This is a genomic window from Microbacterium gilvum (genome assembly GCF_039543865.1).
GTDB lineage: Bacteria > Actinomycetota > Actinomycetes > Actinomycetales > Microbacteriaceae > Microbacterium > Microbacterium gilvum.
Window position 1 is genome coordinate 348,674 of the sequence record NZ_BAABKO010000005.1, and the last position, 14,138, is coordinate 362,811.

The 14,138-nt window shown below is 73.3% G+C and carries 16 protein-coding genes and 1 tRNA gene; 9 read left to right on the forward strand and 8 right to left on the reverse strand.

All coding sequences use genetic code 11. The features are described from left to right. Positions 1-17: 17 nt before the first annotated feature. Positions 18-545 carry a DNA modification methylase gene (locus tag ABD998_RS14690; protein ID WP_345440662.1) on the reverse strand — a complete coding sequence of 176 codons (528 nt, stop codon included), beginning with the start codon at positions 543-545 and terminating at the stop codon, positions 18-20. A gap of 173 nt (positions 546-718) precedes the next feature. Here ABD998_RS14690 and ABD998_RS14695 point away from each other — a divergent pair, with 173 nt between their 5' ends. Both ABD998_RS14695 and ispD read left to right on the forward strand, forming a co-directional pair. After that, the gene (locus ABD998_RS14695) at positions 719-1,201 is read left to right on the forward strand and encodes a CarD family transcriptional regulator (RefSeq protein WP_345440665.1); all 483 of its coding nucleotides are present in this window, start codon (positions 719-721) and stop codon (positions 1,199-1,201) included. A gap of 74 nt (positions 1,202-1,275) precedes the next feature. Next, complete coding sequence (ispD, locus tag ABD998_RS14700; protein ID WP_345440668.1) at positions 1,276-2,505, forward strand: 2-C-methyl-D-erythritol 4-phosphate cytidylyltransferase; 1,230 nt, start codon at positions 1,276-1,278, stop codon at positions 2,503-2,505. Between the two features lie 2 nt (positions 2,506-2,507). Here ispD and ABD998_RS14705 read toward each other — a convergent pair whose 3' ends face one another. Together ABD998_RS14705 and ABD998_RS14710 are read right to left on the reverse strand one after the other, a co-directional pair. Further along, on the reverse strand, positions 2,508-2,981 hold the full coding sequence (locus ABD998_RS14705; protein WP_345440672.1) for a GNAT family N-acetyltransferase: 474 nt from the start codon (positions 2,979-2,981) through the stop codon (positions 2,508-2,510). Between the two features lie 3 nt (positions 2,982-2,984). Next, complete coding sequence (locus ABD998_RS14710) at positions 2,985-3,893, reverse strand: DMT family transporter (protein ID WP_345440675.1); 909 nt, start codon at positions 3,891-3,893, stop codon at positions 2,985-2,987. 109 nt (positions 3,894-4,002) lie between these two features. Here ABD998_RS14710 and cysS point away from each other — a divergent pair, with 109 nt between their 5' ends. Together cysS and rlmB are read left to right on the forward strand one after the other, a co-directional pair. Next, positions 4,003-5,400 carry a cysteine--tRNA ligase gene (gene cysS, locus ABD998_RS14715; protein ID WP_345440678.1) on the forward strand — a complete coding sequence of 466 codons (1,398 nt, stop codon included), beginning with the start codon at positions 4,003-4,005 and terminating at the stop codon, positions 5,398-5,400. Beyond that, on the forward strand, positions 5,393-6,361 hold the full coding sequence (rlmB, locus tag ABD998_RS14720) for a 23S rRNA (guanosine(2251)-2'-O)-methyltransferase RlmB (RefSeq protein WP_345440681.1): 969 nt from the start codon (positions 5,393-5,395) through the stop codon (positions 6,359-6,361). The genes cysS and rlmB overlap by 8 nt, the downstream gene beginning before the upstream one ends. 41 nt (positions 6,362-6,402) lie before the next feature. Here rlmB and ABD998_RS14725 read toward each other — a convergent pair whose 3' ends face one another. After that, positions 6,403-7,683, reverse strand: coding sequence for a DUF4032 domain-containing protein (locus tag ABD998_RS14725; protein WP_345440684.1), 1,281 nt, complete (start codon positions 7,681-7,683; stop codon positions 6,403-6,405). 77 nt (positions 7,684-7,760) lie between these two features. After that, a complete protein-coding gene (locus ABD998_RS14730; protein ID WP_345440687.1) occupies positions 7,761-8,858 on the reverse strand; it encodes an ABC transporter ATP-binding protein in 1,098 nt (365 codons plus the stop codon). Between the two features lie 257 nt (positions 8,859-9,115). Between ABD998_RS14730 and ABD998_RS14735 the strand changes: the two genes are divergently transcribed. From ABD998_RS14735 to ABD998_RS14745, 3 genes are all read left to right on the forward strand, one after another. Then, on the forward strand, positions 9,116-10,114 hold the full coding sequence (locus ABD998_RS14735) for a DsbA family protein (RefSeq protein ID WP_345440690.1): 999 nt from the start codon (positions 9,116-9,118) through the stop codon (positions 10,112-10,114). Between the two features lie 51 nt (positions 10,115-10,165). Next, positions 10,166-10,238 (forward strand) — tRNA-Thr (locus ABD998_RS14740). Positions 10,239-10,333: 95 nt separating this feature from the next. Beyond that, a complete protein-coding gene (locus ABD998_RS14745; RefSeq protein WP_345440693.1) occupies positions 10,334-10,822 on the forward strand; it encodes a pyridoxamine 5'-phosphate oxidase family protein in 489 nt (162 codons plus the stop codon). A gap of 19 nt (positions 10,823-10,841) precedes the next feature. Here the strand turns inward: ABD998_RS14745 and ABD998_RS14750 are convergent, their stop codons facing one another. Further along, a complete protein-coding gene (locus tag ABD998_RS14750) occupies positions 10,842-11,585 on the reverse strand; it encodes a metal-dependent hydrolase (protein ID WP_345440696.1) in 744 nt (247 codons plus the stop codon). Between the two features lie 262 nt (positions 11,586-11,847). On the opposite strand from ABD998_RS14750, the gene ABD998_RS14755 reads away from it, so the two are divergent. Together ABD998_RS14755 and ABD998_RS14760 are read left to right on the forward strand one after the other, a co-directional pair. Next, on the forward strand, positions 11,848-12,108 hold the full coding sequence (locus ABD998_RS14755; RefSeq protein WP_345440699.1) for a hypothetical protein: 261 nt from the start codon (positions 11,848-11,850) through the stop codon (positions 12,106-12,108). A gap of 125 nt (positions 12,109-12,233) precedes the next feature. Then, positions 12,234-13,184 (forward strand): DMT family transporter, encoded by a 951-nt coding sequence (locus ABD998_RS14760; protein ID WP_345440702.1) that lies wholly within the window; start codon positions 12,234-12,236, stop codon positions 13,182-13,184. Here the strand turns inward: ABD998_RS14760 and ABD998_RS14765 are convergent. Continuing rightward, positions 13,181-13,723: a nitroreductase family protein gene (locus tag ABD998_RS14765; RefSeq protein ID WP_345440705.1), complete on the reverse strand. Its 543-nt coding sequence runs from the start codon at positions 13,721-13,723 to the stop codon at positions 13,181-13,183. The genes ABD998_RS14760 and ABD998_RS14765 overlap by 4 nt on opposite strands. Positions 13,724-13,727: 4 nt before the next feature. Continuing rightward, complete coding sequence (gene msrB / locus ABD998_RS14770) at positions 13,728-14,129, reverse strand: peptide-methionine (R)-S-oxide reductase MsrB (protein ID WP_345440708.1); 402 nt, start codon at positions 14,127-14,129, stop codon at positions 13,728-13,730. Positions 14,130-14,138: the final 9 nt, after the last annotated feature.

Here is a 14,138-nt window from a genome sequence, read left to right on the forward strand (position 1 = left end):
ACACAGGCGGGGAAGGGTCAGTGGCCCTCTTCCTCACCGCCTCCGGTCTCGGGCTTCTCGCAGTCGCTCGCCGCGCCGCCCGGCACGAGGTCGGCGAACTGCTCCAGGCACCCGTCGAGCACGGGCACCTCGCTCAGCACGCCCTCGGCGTCGCCGGACTGGAAGTAGATCGGGAGCGTGGAGCCGGCGGGCGAGTCGATGGCCTCCAGGAGCAGGGGGTCCTCGTCTGCCGTGCCGAGGCTCACGACGGCACCGGCGGGGACGCGCACGGTCGCCGACTCGTCGCCCCACTCGAGCGTGAGCGTCTCGGCGCTGTCGCTCGTGTTGACGACCGCCGCGGCGAGGTTGCCGTCGATGCCCTCGGCGTCGGCGATGACGACGGCGTTGCGGATCTGGAGAGGCGCGCCGTCGCTGTCGGGGATGTTGACGCCGTCGGAGGCGGAGTACTCGATGGTGGTCGCCTGCGGGGTGATGGCGCCGCAGCCGGCGGTCCCCAGGATGACGAGGCCGGCAAGGGCGGCGGACGCGAGTGCGCGCGAGTTCACGGATCCTCCAGATGGTGCGGCGCCGCCCTCCGGCGGAGCTTCCCGCCCATTCTAGAGGGATGCACAACGGGCCCCGGGTTAGGCCGACCTTGCCCGCGAGCGGCGGGTGCGCCGCGAACCTTACTGCATGTCGGGCTGTGATATCATAGAGATCGCCGAAAGGACACATTTCTATGCTTTTTGAGGTTGGCGAGACCGTCGTCTATCCGCACCACGGGGCTGCGACGATCACCGAAGTCAAGACTCGCGTCATCAAGGGCGAGGAGAAGATCTACCTCAAGCTGAACGTGACGCAGGGCGATCTCGTCATCGAGGTCCCCGCCGAGAACGTCGACCTCGTCGGCGTTCGCGACGTCATCGGCCAGGAGGGACTCGACAAGGTGTTCGAGGTGCTGCGCGCCCCGTTCACGGAGGAGCCGACGAACTGGTCGCGCCGGTACAAGGCGAACCTGGAGAAGCTCGCGTCGGGCGACGTCATCAAGGTCAGCGAGGTCGTGCGCGACCTGTGGCGCCGCGATCAGGACCGCGGCCTCTCCGCGGGGGAGAAGCGGATGCTCGCCAAGGCCCGCCAGATCCTCGTCTCCGAGCTCGCGCTCGCGGAGAAGGTCGAGGAGGAGAAGGCGGCCGAGATGCTCGACGAGGTGCTCGCGAGCTGACGCCGTCGCGTCGTCGAGGAAGGCCCGGCTCGGATGAGCCGGGCCCTCCTCCGTGCCGACGGTAGCGTGGGAGGGTGAGCACCCTCCTGCCGTCGCCCCATGTCGCCGTCGTCGTCGTCGCCGCGGGATCGGGAACGCGGCTGGGTGCCGGGGGACCGAAGGCCTTCGTCGGGATCGACGACCGCACGATCCTGCGCCACTGCCTCGACGGCGTGTTCGCCGCGCGCCCCGCGCAGGTCGTCGTCGTGGCGCCGGCCGATCGCGTCGGCGAGGCGCTCGTGGACGCGCACGAGGCGGCGGGGGAGCGCGCGCCGCTCACCAGCGTCGTGGCGGGCGGCGCCACCCGGCAGGCGTCGGTCGCCGCGGGGCTCGCCGCGCTGTGGCCCGGCATCCGGACCGTGCTCGTGCACGACGCGGCCAGGGCGCTCGCGCCGGGCGACCTCGTCGACCGCGTCGTCGACGCCGTCGAGCGAACGGGATGGGGAGTCGTCCCCGTCCTCCCCGTCGTCGACACGATCAAGCGTGTGGAGGGGGAGCGCATCACGGGAGTCGTCGACCGTGCGGAACTCGCCGCCGCGCAGACGCCGCAGGGCTTCCGCCGCGATGTCCTCGACGCCGCCTACCGTGTCGCGCAGGCGGAGTACACCGACGACTCCGCGCTCGTGGCGGCCGCCGGCCATCCGCTCGCGTCGGTGGAGGGGTCGCCGCTCGCCTTCAAGATCACCACCCCCGCCGATCTCGAGCGTGCGCGCTCCCTGATCTCCCGGGCTCCCGCCGGTGCGCCCGCCGGCGCGCTCCCGGTCGGTGCGCCCGCGGCCGTCGTGCTCTCGGGCATGCCCCGTGTGGGCATCGGCACGGACGTCCACGCGTTCGGCGGGGAGGGGCCGCTCTGGCTCGCCGGGCTGGAGTGGCCGGGGGAGCCCGCGCTCTCCGGGCATTCGGACGGCGACGCCGTGGCGCACGCCGTCGTCGACGCGCTCCTCTCCGCGGCCGGTCTCGGCGATATCGGCGGCCGCTTCGGCGTCGACCGGCCGGAGTTCGCCGGTGCGCATGCGGGGGCGTTCCTCGCCGACACCCTCGCGCATCTCGCCGAGAACGGGTGGGCGGTGGCGAGCGTCGCGGTCCAGGTGCAGTCGGTCCGCCCCAAGCTCGCGCCGCGGCGGCGCGAGGCCGAGACCGTGCTCTCGGAGGCGCTGGGCGGGGCGCCCGTGAGCGTGTCTGCGACGACGACCGACGGCCTCGGGTTCACGGGCGCCGGCGAGGGCGTGCAGGCCTTCGCCGTCGCGGTCGTGCACAGGGCCTGACCTCAGCGGCCCCCGCGCAGGTCGAGCGTCATGAACGTCGACAGCGGGTCGGGGCGGTACGAGCCGAACGGCTCGCACTCGACGAAGCCCGCCCCCGCGTAGAGGCGCCGGGCCGGGAGGAAGTCCTGCGAGCTGCCGGTCTCGAGCCACACGGCGTCGAGGCCGCGTCTGCGGGCCTCCGCGAGGACCGCCGCGAGGACGGCGCGCGCGACGCCCCTCCCGAGGTGCGCGTCCGCCGTCCGGAACGACTTCAGCTCGGCATTGCGGTCGTCGAGCGGCGCGAGCGCTCCGATGCCGGCGACGTCGCCGTCGATCCACGCCGACCACACCGTGACGGCGGGGTCGGAGAGGGCGCCGAGGTCGAGCGCGTGCACGCTCTCGGGCGGCGAGCCCGCGCGCATCCCGGCGAGGTGCGCGGCCGCGAGAGCGCGAGTGGCGGGATGGGCGAGGTCGTCGATGCGGACGTCGATCGTCATGCGTCAGCCTTCCAGGGCGTAGGGGCGGGGTGCGCGCGGTCGGCGCGACCCCGCGGCGAGGAGGAGGAGCCCGGCGGCGAGCACGGCGATGCCCGCGATGCCGAGGGGCGAGAGGCGTTCGCCGAGGACCGCGATGCCGAGCACGGCCGCGGTGAGCGGCTCTGCGAGCGTCAGCGTCGCGGCCGTCCCCGCGGTGAGACCGCCGAGACCCCACGTGAACGCCGTGTACGCGAGGGCCGTCGCGCCGAGCCCGAGCCACAGGGCGAGGCCGATGCCGTCGGGCCGGGCGAGCCAGTCGAGCTCCTGGGTGGGCAGCAGCGCGAGGGCGGGGACCGCCGAGACGAGGCCCGCTCCGCCCATGACCACGAGCGGGGGCCATCCGCCGTCGAGGAGCCGTCGCTGGACGACGGCGAAGACCGCGAACGACGCGCCGGCGCCGACAGACGCCGCGATCCCGACCGCGTCGGGTGCGGCGTCCGCGCCGCCGCCCGCGGCGAGGAGGGCGACGCCCGTCGTCGCGAGCGCCGTCGCCGCGAGCCACAGCGCCCCCGGGGGGCGCCGCGTGAGACCCCACTCCAGCAGTCCCGCGATGACGGGCGACGAGCCCAGCGCGATCACGGTGCCGACCGCGACGCCGTTCACGGCGGCGCCGAGGAAGAACAGCGGCTGGTAGGCGAACAGGCAGAGCCCTGCGACGACCATGAGGAGGACGGCGCGTCTCGACCACGGCGGCACGCCGGACCGGCGCGCACGCATCGCCGCGAGCGCGACGAGGGCGAGCGCGACGCCTCCCACGACGAGGCGCACCGCTCCCACGCCGAGCGGCGTGGTGTCGTCCGGTCCGAGCGCCTGGGTCGTCCCCGTCGTGCCGAAGAGCACCGCCGCGGCGAGCACGGCGAGCACGGGGAGCATCCTGCCTTTCTACCCGGTCGGATGTGTCGTGCGCATGTCGTCGTGCGCGGCTGCGGGGGAGACGGCGGCGGCACCGGGGCGGACGGGTCCGGGCCAGTAGTCTGGGACCGTGACCCTCCGGCTGTACGACACCCGCGCGCAGGCGCTGCGCGACTTCGCGCCTCTCGACCCGGAGAACGTGACGATGTACGTGTGCGGGCCGACCGTGCAGTCGGGCCCCCACATCGGGCACCTGCGCGGAGCGCTCGCGTTCGACGTGCTGCGGCGGTGGCTGGCGCATCGCCACGGGCGGGTGACGTTCGTCCGCAACGTGACGGACATCGACGACAAGGTGATCGCGAACGCGACGGCGGATGAGCCGTGGTGGGCGCTCGCGTACCGCATGGAGCAGGAGTTCACGGCGGCGTATGCCGCGATCGGCATCCTCCCGCCCACGTACGAGCCGCGCGCGACGGCGTCCATCCCGCAGATGCAGGAGATCATCTCCGAGCTCATCGAGCGCGGGCATGCGTACGCCGCGGAGGGCGACGTCTACTTCGACGTGCGCTCGTGGGAGGCGTACGGCGCCCTCACCCGCCAGTCCGTGGACGCCATGGAGGACGCCGCCGACGCCGACCCGCGCGGCAAGCGCGACCCGCACGACTTCGCCCTGTGGAAGGGCGCGAAGCCGGGCGAGCCCGCGGACGCCGTGTGGGCGTCGCCGTGGGGGGCGGGGCGCCCCGGATGGCACATCGAGTGCTCCGCGATGTCGCGGCGCTACCTCGGCGCCGAGTTCGACATCCACGGCGGCGGGCTCGACCTGCGGTTCCCGCATCACGAGAACGAGCTCGCCCAGTCGACGGCGGCAGGCGACGCCTTCGCCCGCTACTGGGTGCACAACGGCCTCGTCACGGTCGACGGGCAGAAGATGTCGAAGTCGCTCGGGAACTTCACGCTCGCCGCCGACTTCCTGGCTCGGTGGCCGGCGCAGACGGCGCGGTACGGGCTGCTCGCCGCGCACTACCGCTCCAGCCTCGACATCTCCGATCGGGCGATGGAGGAGGCGGGGGCGGCGCTCGACCGCATCCGCGGATTCCTCGTGCGCGCTCTCCGGGTCGCAGGCGGCGAGCGGACGACGGCGCCCCTGCCGGAGGCCTTCGTGCGCGCCATGGACGACGACCTCGGCGTCCCGCAGGCCCTCGCGGCGGTGCACGAGGCCGTGCGCGCCGGCAACACCGCGCTCGACGCGGGCGACGAGGCGGCGGTGCGGGGCGCGTTCACAGCCGTGTCCGCCATGATGGATGTGCTGGGGCTCGATCCGCTGGGCGCGGCCATCCCCGCAGGCGGCGCCGCGAGCGCCGCGCAGACCACCCTCGACACGCTCGTCGAGCAGCTTCTCGAGCAGCGCGCGGATGCGCGAGCCGCGAAGGACTGGGCGAGCGCCGACCGCATCCGCGACCTGTTCGCGCGCGCGGGAGTCGTGCTCGAGGACACCGCACACGGAACCACTTGGAGCATCGATGGTTAAGCCAGGACGACCCGGCGCCGCGAAGGGCAAGAAGGGCCCCACGAAGGGCACAGGCGGCAAGAACCGCCGTTCGCTCGAGGGGAAGGGCCCGACGCCGAAGGCGGAGGACCGCCCGTACCACGTCGCGCACAAGCGCAAGCAGGCGGCCGACCGCCTCGCCGCGAAGCGCGGAGGCGGCCAGAAGCCCGCGCAGCAGCGCTCGTCGCGCCCGAAGGACGACACCGAGAACGTCACCGGCCGCAACAGCGTGCTCGAGGCGCTGCGGGCGAAGATCCCCGCGACGGCGCTGTACGTCGCGCAGCGCGTCGAGATGGACGACCGCGTCAAGGAGATGCTCGCGATCGCCCGCAACCGGGAGATCCCCGTGCTCGAGGTGACGCGTCCCGAGCTCGACCGGATGGCCGGCTTCGACGGCGTCCACCAGGGCGTCGCCCTGAAGGTGCCCCCGTACGAGTACGCGCACCCGCAGGACCTCCTCGAGGAGGTCGTGGACCGCGGCGAGACCCCGCTGTTCGTGGCGCTCGACGGCATCACGGACCCCCGCAACCTGGGCGCGATCATCCGCTCGACGGGCGCGTTCGGCGGACACGGCGTCATCGTGCCGCAGCGCCGATCGGCCGGCGTGAACTCCGCGGCCTGGAAGACGAGCGCGGGCGCCGCGGCGCGCATCCCCGTCGCGATCGCCCCGAACCTCACGACGACGCTCAAGGAGTTCAAGAAGCAGGGCCTCTTCGTGCTCGGGCTCGACGGCGACGGCGACGTGTCGCTCCCCGCCATCGAGCTCGCCGACCGTCCCGTCGTGATCGTCGTCGGCAGCGAGGGGAAGGGCCTGTCGCGCCTCGTGACGGAGAACTGCGACCAGGTCGTGTCGATCCCGATCTCCGACGTGACCGAGTCGCTCAACGCCGGCATCGCCGCGTCGGTCGCGCTGTACCAGGTCGCGACGATCCGCGGCGCCTGAGCCGCGCCGCCCGGAGCGGACCGCTCCGGGCGGGCGCCGCCTCAGACGAGATCGCGCCAGTCGCGGCCCTCGGACGCGGTCTGGACGGGCACCGTCATCGTCTCGGTGAGCGGGCCCATGATCGTCGCCTCGTCGCGGCGATGGCGCAGCACGTCGCGGATGTAGCCAGACAGCGTCTCCGCGAGCGGCACCGAGCCGCCGCGCGCTCGGGAGAGGTGCCAGCGGTGCTCGAGCACCTGGTGGAACACCTCGGCCGGCTCGAGCTTCGCACGCAGCTCGTAGGGAATGGCCCGCACGACGGGCTCGAACACGCGCGTCACCCACTCGTGCGCGGCGACCTCCTCATCGCGCGAGCGCGCGATGCGCGAGCGGTACTCGTCGAGGTCGTTGAGGAGGCGGCGCGCCTGGTTCTCCTCGGCGTCGAGGCCCGTGAGGCGCAGCAGCCGACGGCGGTGGTGACCCGCGTCGACGACCTTCGGCTGGATCGACACCCGCGTTCCATCGGGATCGGTCTGGATGGTCATCTCGTCGATGTCGAACCCGAGGTCGTTGAGCCGGCGCACCCGCTCCGTGATGCGCCAGGTCTCGTCGAGCGCGAACGTCTCGGATGCGGTGAGCGCCGACCACAGCTCTCCGTAGGTCGCGACGAGCTGATCGGCGACCTCGACGGCGTCGACGCCGATCTCGACGCGCCCTCCCGCCTCCAGGTCCATGATCTCGCCGGCGATGTTCGTGCGCGCGATGTCGATGTCGTGCGCACGCTGGCCGTCCGTGAGGCCGCCCTCGTAGAGATCGCCCGTCTCGGCGTCCACGAGGTAGGCGGCGAACGCTCCGGCGTCCCTGCGGAAGAGCGTGTTGGAGAGCGAGACGTCGCCCCAGCGGAATCCGACCTTGTGGACGCGGACGAGGAGCAGGGCGAGCGCGTCGACGAGCCGCGTCGCGGTGTCGGGGCGCAGCGTCTGGGTGAACAGCGCCCGATACGGCATGGAGAACTTCAGGTGCGCCGTGACGAGCGCGGCGGGGAGGGGGGCGCCGGACGCGTCCGTCCGCCCGTCGATCACCGCGACCCGCCGCACGCACGGCACCTCGAGGCGCTGCAGGGCGCCGAGCAGCTCGTACTCGCGGTGCGCCATCTGCGCCGTCGTCTCCTTGACGGCGATGACCATCCCCGACAGCTCGCTGAAGCGGACGATGTGCCGCGAGATGCCCTTCGGGAGCTTCACGATCGCGCTGCTCGGCCAGTCGGCGAGCTTCGTGCGCCACGGCAGCGTGAGGAGCTGCGGATCGATCTCGGCGGCGGTGATGCGGAGCGAATCGGCCATGCGACGATCTTCCCTCGAAACGGCAGCGGCGCGGACGAGCCGGGTGGCTCGTCCGCGCCGCGGCCGGCAGACGATGCTTACGCCGAGGCGATCGCCTTGTCGAGGAGGCGGTCGCCGGTCTCGATGTCGAACACGTGGATGTGGTCGGGCGTCGGGACGAGCGACACCGTGTCGCCCGCGAAGGGGTGCACGCGGCCGTCGACGCGCGCGACGATCTGCGCGTCGGATCCCTCCACGTGGCCGTAGAGGTAGCCGTCGGCGCCGAGCTCCTCGACGAGGTCCACCTTGACCGCGAGACCGTCGCCGCCCGCAGGGCCGACGATGAAGTCCTCGGGGCGGACGCCCGCGGTGACCTTGGAGCCGTGCGCCTTGTTGAGCGCCGCGGCCTCGACGGGGATGACCTTGGTGCCGAAGCGCACGCCGCCCTCGACGATGTCGGCCGGGAACAGGTTCATGGCCGGCGAGCCGATGAAGCCGGCGACGAACACGTTGCGCGGCTTCTCGTACAGGTCGCGAGGCGTGCCGACCTGCTGGAGGAGGCCGTCCTTGAGGACCGCGATGCGGTCGCCCATCGTGAGCGCCTCGGTCTGGTCGTGCGTGACGTAGACCGTCGTGACGCCGAGGCGGCGCTGCAGCGACGCGATCTGCGTGCGGGTCTGCACGCGGAGCTTGGCGTCGAGGTTCGACAGCGGCTCGTCCATGAGGAACACCTGCGGCTCGCGGACGATCGCGCGGCCCATCGCGACGCGCTGGCGCTGACCGCCCGAGAGGGCCTTCGGCTTGCGGTTGAGGTACTGCTCGAGGTCGAGGAGCTTCGCCGCCTCGAGCACGCGCTTGGCGCGCTCGTCCTTGCTGACGCCGGCGATCTTGAGCGCGAAGCCCATGTTCTCGGCGACCGTCATGTGGGGGTAGAGGGCGTAGTTCTGGAACACCATCGCGATGTCGCGGTCCTTCGGCGGGACGTCCGTGACGTCGCGGTCGCCGATGAGGATGCGGCCGTCGTTGACCTCTTCCAGGCCCGCGAGCATGCGCAGCGAGGTCGACTTTCCGCAGCCGGAGGGGCCGACGAGGACGAGGAACTCGCCATCCGCGATCTCGAGGTTGAGCTTGTCGACCGCGGGACGCGTGCCGCCCGGGTAGAGGCGCGTCGCGTCGTCGAAAGTGACAGTAGCCATCTTCTGTTCTCCTTCACCGGCAGGTACGTGCCGGACGATCCGTTGTGAGGGAGCGACGGGGTGAGCCGCCGCTGAGCCCGTCATTGGGCCTCGGGCCAGTATGCCATCGAATCGGCCCGCGCGGGGAAATCGCTTGCTGATCCCGGTCGCCGGGTGCCAGCGGCGCGGTCCGGGTGGGTATTTCCCAGAGACGCGCTCTACCATCGACGGGTCGACCGCCGCGACACCATGGCGGCGAAGGGGAGTGCAGGCATTCGATGACGGACGAGAATCCGATCGTTCCCGCGGGCAGCGAGCGACGAGACGCGGTGCGCGAGAAGGCGCAGCAGGTGAAGGCGAAGCAGACGCGGGCGAAGGTGCTGCGGCGGGGGGCGGTGGTGCTCGCGATCGTCGCGGGCGTCGCGGCGATCGCGTTCGCCGTGACGAGCGTCGTCGTGCCCGCCGTCAACAGGCCCACGCTCAGCCCCGAGAACCTCGACGACGGCGGCATCGCCGTCGGCGACGGCGACGACCTGTCCTCGATGGCGGCCGGTGCGCTCGGGACGATGAGCGCGACGCCGACCTCCGCGCCGGAGGAGGAGACCTCGTCGGCCTCCGCCGTGAGCATCCGGATCTACGTCGACTACCTGTCGGAGGGTTCCGGCCAGTTCGAGGAGACGAACGCGGCGCAGCTCGCCGAGTGGGTCTCCGAGGGCGCCGCCGACCTGGCGTACCACCCGGTCGCGCTCCTCACCTCCAAGTCGAACGGCACGAAGTACTCGATCCGCGCCGCGGCCGCCGTCGCGTGCGTCCGCACGTACGCGCCCGAGGCCGCCGTCGCCTACAACCACGCGCTGCTCGTGGACCAGCCGGCCGCCGACGGCGACGGCTACACCGACGAGGAGCTCGCCGCGCGCGCGGCGGAGGCGGGAGCGGGCTCGGACGAGGTCGCCGACTGCATCGCGGAGGAGGACTTCGTCGCGTGGGCGAGCGACACGACGCAGCTCGCGCTCGAGGAGCCGCTCCCCGACACGGACGGCGTCGAGCTGTCAGGCGCCCCCATGGTGCTCGTCAACGGCCGCCTCTACGCGGGCGCCCTCGACGACCCCGCCGAGTTCGCGCAGTTCGTGCTCACGGTCTCGAGCGAGGCCTACTATTCGACGTCGACACCGACGCCCGAGGCCACGGACGCTCCCGCGGAGACCGAGGCTCCTGCCGAGACCGAGGCTCCTGCCGAGACCGAGGCTCCTGCGGAGACCGAGGCTCCTGCCGAGTAGCCGGACGGCCGCACGCCCGACGGTATGCTTTTCACGGCCCTGCGGGGTCACGCCGGCTTAGCTCAGTTGGTAGAGCACCTGTCTTGTAAACAGGGGGTCGTGGGTTCGAGCCCCGCAGCCGGCACCTTCGGACGTCAGCACATCCGTCCGCGAGTGTCAACGGATGGCGCAGCCCGCCTCGGCCGCGTGGGATGGAACCTCCCCGATCTGAGGAGGACCATGTCCGCGAACCCGTCCGAGCTCGACAAGCTCAACGAGCTCCTGAAGCGATTCCGCTTCGCCATGATCACGACGAGGAACGATGTCGGCTCCCTCGTCGCCCATCCGCTCACCGTGCAGGAGCACGAATCGGACGGCGACCTGTGGTTCATCGTCGGCGCGCACGCATCGGTCGTGGATCACGTCCGCCACGATCCCACGGTGGGGGTGTCGTTCAGCTCCGACGACGCATGGCTGTCGCTGTCGGGCGAGGCCGAGGTCGTCGACGACGTCGAACGGCTCCGAGACCTGTGGTCGCCCTCTGTCGACGCCTGGTTCCCCGACGGGCCGGAGGCGTCGGACGCGACGATCATCCGCGTGACCGCGTTCAGCGGCGAGTACTGGGACAGCCCGGGAGGCCGCATCGCCACCGCCATCGCGTTCCTCACCGCGAAGGTCACGGGCGAGCACCCGGGCGGCGGCAGCGAGAACGAGAAGTTCGACCTGTGAGGCACCGCCGCGGCGGTGCCTACGCCGCCGCGGCGACCGCCTCCGCGCACGCGCCCCACACGACGTAGGCGCCGAGCGCGACGAACACGGCCTGCTCGCGCCACGATCCGGTGTCGCCGACGAGCGGCACGGCGACGGCGCCGGAGCGCAGCCAGATGCGCCGGAGGACCGGCGCGCGCCGCGCCCACCGGGGAGCCCGCACGCGGACGGGCCAGAGCAGCGGCACGCCGCCCGTCGTGAGGAGGTCGCCGACGAGGTGCGCGAGGTAGCCGGCGCCGACGCACCACGGCAGCCAGGCCATCCGCTCGGGGGCGAGCACGCCGAGGACGATCCCGAAGGCCGCACCCGACGCCCACGCGGCGGGCCAGCGGCGCGCGATGCGCAGCACCTTGAGGCCGTACGCCGTGCACGCCGTCACGACGAGGGCGACGCCGAGGTGGAAGGAGCCGGCGTCGACCTGGGCGAGGGCCCGCGTCCCGAGCAGCACCGCGACGACCGCGAGGAGCGAGTGCATCCCCTTCCGGTGCCCGCCCGACACGGCGCCGAGCACGCCCGCGGCGACGCGCCCGGCGACGGGCACCGAGTGGGCGATCGTGGCGCTCGGATGGTCGGCGTCGGGGAGGAGCGCGGCTCCCGCGGCGACGGGGAGCCCGAGGAGGACGGCCTCGGGCGGGAGCGGATGGACGCCGAGCGACGGCAGGGCGGTCGCCGTGAGCGCCAGCCAGGCGGCGGCGCCGCCGACGGCGTGGGAGGTTCCCATCATGATGCGGTGGTCCTCGGGTGGTGCGGATGGTCGTCGCGGCGTCGGGACGGGGGAACCTCCACCGTACGGCGACCCTCCGACAGCGCCCCGTCCGGTCGGACCAGGTAGACTCGGGGAGCACTCGCGACGCGCGCCGCTCACGGCGCCGCCGAGAGCACCGCTCGGGGCCCGTTGCCGGCCCGGTCGCGCAGACGCGCCCGGATGCCGCCCCGAGCGCCGATCGCGGTCGATCCGCCGCGTCCTGAGACGAGAAGAGACACCCGTGCACACCGCACCCCTGGAAGACCATCACCATACCGGCGAGCCGCTCGCGTGGAAGCAGGCGGCAGACGACGTCTTCGTCGCGACGCACGGCGGCGAGTACGCGGGGTTCGTCGAGGTCGACGGCCGCCGTCACATCGCCCACGACCGCAGAGGGCGCCGCGTCGGCGATTTCGCGTCGCTCGCCTCGGCGCTCGCCGCGCTCGAGTCCCCCGGCTCGCGCCGACCTGCCCGCCGCGCCATCCGCCGCACCCGCGCCTGACGGCGTCGTCCCCGATCCGCGTCGCCCGGCGGCGCCCCGGCGCGACCGCGGGGCCCCGGCAGACGGCTCCCGCGTCGCGCAGACCGCCCCCGCATAGGATGGCGGAGGGCGAGCGGAGGGAGCGCATGGTGGGCTCCTCGGCGCGCACGACCCTGGGAGCCGCGGGCGCCGTCGCCGGCGCCGTCGCGGTGGGCGCGCTCACTGCGATCCAGGCGCGCGTCAACGGCCAGCTCGGTGCCGCCCTCGACGCGGGCCTCGTCGCGGCGTTCGTGTCGTTCGGCTCGGGGTTCGCGATCCTCCTCGTCCTCTCGCTCGCGCTGCCCGCCGGCCGGGCGGGGCTCCGCGCCCTGCGCACCGCGGTCTCCGAGGGGCGGCTGCCGTGGTGGCTCCTTGCGGGTGGCGCCGCCGGCGCCTTCAGCGTCGCGACGCAGAGCCTCACGGTCGCCGTCATCGGCGTCGCGATGTTCTCGGTGGGGATGATCGCGGGTCAGACGGTGCACGGGCTCGTCCTCGACCGGATCGGCTACAGCCCCGCGGGCGCGGCACCCGTCACGCTGCCGCGCGTGGGCGGGGCCGTCCTCGTGCTCGCGGCCGTCGCCGTGTCGCTCACGGGAGATGCTGTCGCGCGCACGCCCCTGTGGATGCTCGTCCTGCCGTTCCTGGTCGGCGCGGGCGTCGCGTGGCAGACCGCGACGAACGGTCGCCTGCGGCAGCGGATCGGGTCGGCGCTCACCGCGACGCTCGTCAACTTCGCGGGCGGCACCCTCCTGCTGGGCATCGCCGCGCTGGGCCACGTCATCCTCGTCGGGCCGCCCGCTCCGGCCCCCGCCGAGCCGTGGATCTACCTGGGCGGGGCGCTGGGCGTGTCGTACATCTTCATCTCGGCGGCGCTCACCCCGCGCACGGGCGTCCTGCTGATGACCCTGGGGTCGGTGCTCGGCCTGCTCTCGGCATCCGTGGTTCTCGACCTCGTGTGGCCGCCGGCAGCGCCGCCCGCCCTGTGGCAGCGCGGTCTGACCGTGCTGCTCGCGGCCGCGGGCGTGGTCGTCGCGGCGCTGCGCGTCCGTCGGCGCTAGCCCGCGGCGGGCATCTGCCCGAGCATGCGCTCGGGATCCACGCCGGCCCGGAAGCCGTCTCGGTCGCGCGGAGGGCGCCCGCCCACGTACAGCCAGCCGAGGAGCTTCTCCCGCCGCGTGAGCCCGTGCGCCCGCGCGACCTCGGGTGCGCGCACGAATGCGCCCGTGCGCCACATCACGCCCCAGCCCGCCTCGTCCAGGAGGAGGCTCAGGACGTGGGCCACGCCCGAGGCGACGGCCTCCTGCTCCCACTCGGGCACCTTGTCGGAAGGCCGGGGGCTCGACACGACGGCGATGAGCAGCGGCGCGCGCAGCGGCTTCGCGGAGGGACCATCGCCCGTCGCCGCGCCGATCGCGGCGCCGAGCGCCATCCGGTCCTCCCCGCGCAGCTCGATGAGGCGCCATGGCGTGAGGTTCGAATGGTCGGCGACGCGCCCCGCAGCGGCGACGAGCGGGAGCAGCTGCTCGCGTGTGGGGGCGGTGTCCGTCACCTTCGACCAGGAGCGCCGCGCCCGAGCGGCCTCGAGAGCGGAGCCCACGGGATCAGGCCTCGGGGGTGAAGTCCAGCGAGAGCGAGTTCATGCAGTAGCGGTCGCCCGTGGGGGTGCCGAAGCCGTCGGGGAAGACGTGGCCCAGGTGCGAGCCGCAGTTGGCGCAGCGCACCTCGGTGCGCACCATTCCGTGGCTCGTGTCGTCGAGCAGCTGCACGGCCTCGGGCCGGATCGACTCGTAGAAGCTCGGCCAGCCGCAGTGCGAGTCGAACTTGGTGCCGCTCCGGAAGAGCTCCGATCCGCACGCGGCGCACGTGTAGAGGCCCGCGCGCTCCTCGTCGAGCAGCTCGCCCGTCCACGGCCGCTCCGTGCCGGCCTCGCGCAGCACCGCGTACTGCTCCGGCGACAGCTGCTCACGCCATTCGGCCTCGGACTTCTCCACCTCGTACGACATGCCTCCAGG

Excerpts from the sequence above, each read along its gene's own strand:
- ABD998_RS14695 (WP_345440665.1), top strand. The coding sequence starts at position 719 with ATGCTTTTTGAGGTTGGCGAGACCGTCGTCTATCCGCACCACGGGGCT.
- ABD998_RS14705 (WP_345440672.1), bottom strand. The coding sequence starts at position 2,981 with ATGACGATCGACGTCCGCATCGACGACCTCGCCCATCCCGCCACTCGC.
- ABD998_RS14710 (WP_345440675.1), bottom strand. The coding sequence starts at position 3,893 with ATGCTCCCCGTGCTCGCCGTGCTCGCCGCGGCGGTGCTCTTCGGCACG.
- rlmB (WP_345440681.1), top strand. The coding sequence starts at position 5,393 with ATGGTTAAGCCAGGACGACCCGGCGCCGCGAAGGGCAAGAAGGGCCCC.
- ABD998_RS14725 (WP_345440684.1), bottom strand. The coding sequence starts at position 7,683 with ATGGCCGATTCGCTCCGCATCACCGCCGCCGAGATCGATCCGCAGCTC.
- ABD998_RS14730 (WP_345440687.1), bottom strand. The coding sequence starts at position 8,858 with ATGGCTACTGTCACTTTCGACGACGCGACGCGCCTCTACCCGGGCGGC.
- ABD998_RS14735 (WP_345440690.1), top strand. The coding sequence starts at position 9,116 with ATGACGGACGAGAATCCGATCGTTCCCGCGGGCAGCGAGCGACGAGAC.
- ABD998_RS14745 (WP_345440693.1), top strand. The coding sequence starts at position 10,334 with ATGTCCGCGAACCCGTCCGAGCTCGACAAGCTCAACGAGCTCCTGAAG.
- ABD998_RS14750 (WP_345440696.1), bottom strand. The coding sequence starts at position 11,585 with ATGATGGGAACCTCCCACGCCGTCGGCGGCGCCGCCGCCTGGCTGGCG.
- ABD998_RS14760 (WP_345440702.1), top strand. The coding sequence starts at position 12,234 with ATGGTGGGCTCCTCGGCGCGCACGACCCTGGGAGCCGCGGGCGCCGTC.
- msrB (WP_345440708.1), bottom strand. The coding sequence starts at position 14,129 with ATGTCGTACGAGGTGGAGAAGTCCGAGGCCGAATGGCGTGAGCAGCTG.